The following is a 2135-nucleotide window of genomic DNA, read 5'->3' as shown; positions in this document are numbered from 1 at the left end:
GTTAAACTTTTTCGTTGCATCTATATAGGTGTAAGTGGAGGAGCATTCCATCCATATTGATCTGGGCTTGTGTTTTCCGCCCATGCTCAAACAATGCGACCAACCCCGGCAGACAAGAAGCACGTCTCTCCGCGTCGTCGGCGCCCCCTTCAGCTCGTTTACGCCGACGGACGAATGGCGATCTGCCCGTTGTCAACATCGACCGTGACGGTGCTGTAATCTTTCACCCGCCCAGCGATCAGCTCTTTCGCAAGCGGCGTTTCGATTTGCTTTTGCATAAACCGTTTGAGCGGGCGGGCGCCGTATACTGGGTCGAAGCCCGCTTCGGCGATGTATTGCTTCGCCGCTTCGGTCAGCACGAGTTCGATATGCCGATCGGCCAAACGGGCCGACAGCTCGCGGGCGAACTTTTCGACGATGCCTTTCACTTCATTCATCGACAATGGCTTAAATAAGACGATATCGTCGATCCGGTTTAAAAATTCTGGGCGGAAATGGGCGCGCAGTTGGTCAAACACTTGTTTGCGCGTTTCTTCATCGATGTCGCCATGTTTGTTTTCTAACAACAGCGGCGATCCGATGTTCGATGTCATAATGACGACCGTGTTTTTAAAGTCGACCGTCCGCCCTTGCGAATCGGTGAGCCGTCCGTCATCCAGCAGCTGCAGCAGGATGTTGAACACTTCCGGATGAGCTTTTTCGATTTCATCGAACAACAGAACGGAATACGGCTTGCGCCGCACCGCCTCGGTCAGCTGGCCGCCTTCCTCATAGCCGACATAGCCGGGCGGCGCTCCGATCAAGCGGGAGACGGCGTGTTTTTCCATATACTCGGACATGTCAAGACGGATGAGCTGCTCCTCACTGTCAAACAGCGCCTCGGCGAGCGCTTTGGCCAGTTCCGTTTTGCCGACGCCGGTCGGTCCGAGGAACAAAAACGATCCGATCGGGCGGTTCGGGTCTTTCATGCCGGCCCGCGCCCGCAAGACGGCGTCAGCGACAAGCTCGACCGCTTCGTCTTGACCGATGACCCGTCTATGCAGCAATTCATGAAGGCGAAGCAGCTTTTCCCTCTCTCCCTCGACGAGGCGGGTGAGCGGAATGCCAGTCCAGCGTGACACGATTTCGGCAATCTCTTCTTCCGTCACTTCCTCGCGCAGCAATTTCCCTTCACTTTGCTCACTGATTTCTTGCTCGAGCTGTTTGAGTTGCTTTTCCAACTGCGGAATGCGGCCATGGCGAAGCTCCGCCGCCTTGTTTAAATCATACTCGTTTTCCGCCTCTTCCAGTTCGCGTTTTGCCCGCTCGAGCGCCTCGCGCAAACGGCGGACGCGGTCAAGCGCCTCTTTTTCTTTTTGCCATTGCGCTTTCATGGCGTTCGCCTTTTCACGCAAATCGGCAAGTTCTTTTTGCAATGCCGCAAGCCGCTCGCGGCTCGCTTCATCCGTTTCTTTGCTTAAGGCCGCCTCTTCAATTTCAAGCTGCATGACGCGGCGCATCACTTCGTCCAGCTCCGACGGCATCGATTCCATTTCCGTCCGGATCGTCGCGCACGCTTCATCGACCAAATCGATCGCTTTGTCAGGCAAAAAGCGGTCAGAGATGTAACGGTCGGACAAAACGGCGGCCGCGACGAGCGCGCGATCGTGGATTTTCACTCCATGGTGCACTTCATACCGTTCTTTCAATCCGCGCAAAATCGAAATCGTGTCCTCGACACTCGGCTCTTGGACAAGCACTTGTTGGAAGCGGCGCTCGAGCGCCGGGTCTTTTTCGATGTATTGCCGGTACTCATCAAGCGTCGTCGCCCCGATGCAGCGCAACTCGCCGCGGGCAAGCATCGGCTTGAGCATATTGCCGGCGTCAATCGCCCCTTCCGCTCTGCCGGCGCCGACGATCGTATGCAGCTCGTCAATGAACAATATGATGCGGCCGTCGCTTTTTTTGATTTCGTTTAACACCGCTTTCAGCCGTTCTTCAAATTCACCGCGAAACTTTGCTCCGGCGACGAGCGCGCTCATATCAAGAGCGAAAATCGTTTTGTCTTTCAGCCCTTCCGGGACATCTTTGCGCACGATGCGTTGAGCGAGCCCTTCGACAATAGCGGTCTTCCCGACGCCCGGCTCGCCGATCAA

General features: G+C 55.7%; 1 protein-coding gene. It reads right to left on the bottom strand.

All coding sequences use genetic code 11. From position 1 onward, the window contains the following. Positions 1-158: 158 nt before the first annotated feature. On the bottom strand, positions 159-2135 hold a 1977-nt coding region (locus VU18_RS03380; RefSeq protein ID WP_047757664.1), incomplete at its 5' end, for an ATP-dependent Clp protease ATP-binding subunit.

The sequence above is a fragment of the Geobacillus sp. ZGt-1 genome (assembly GCF_001026865.1).
Taxonomy (GTDB): Bacteria; Bacillota; Bacilli; order Bacillales; family Anoxybacillaceae; genus Geobacillus; species Geobacillus thermoleovorans.
Note: the sequence above shows the minus strand (reverse complement) of the source record. Positions and strands in the feature narration are given on the sequence as shown.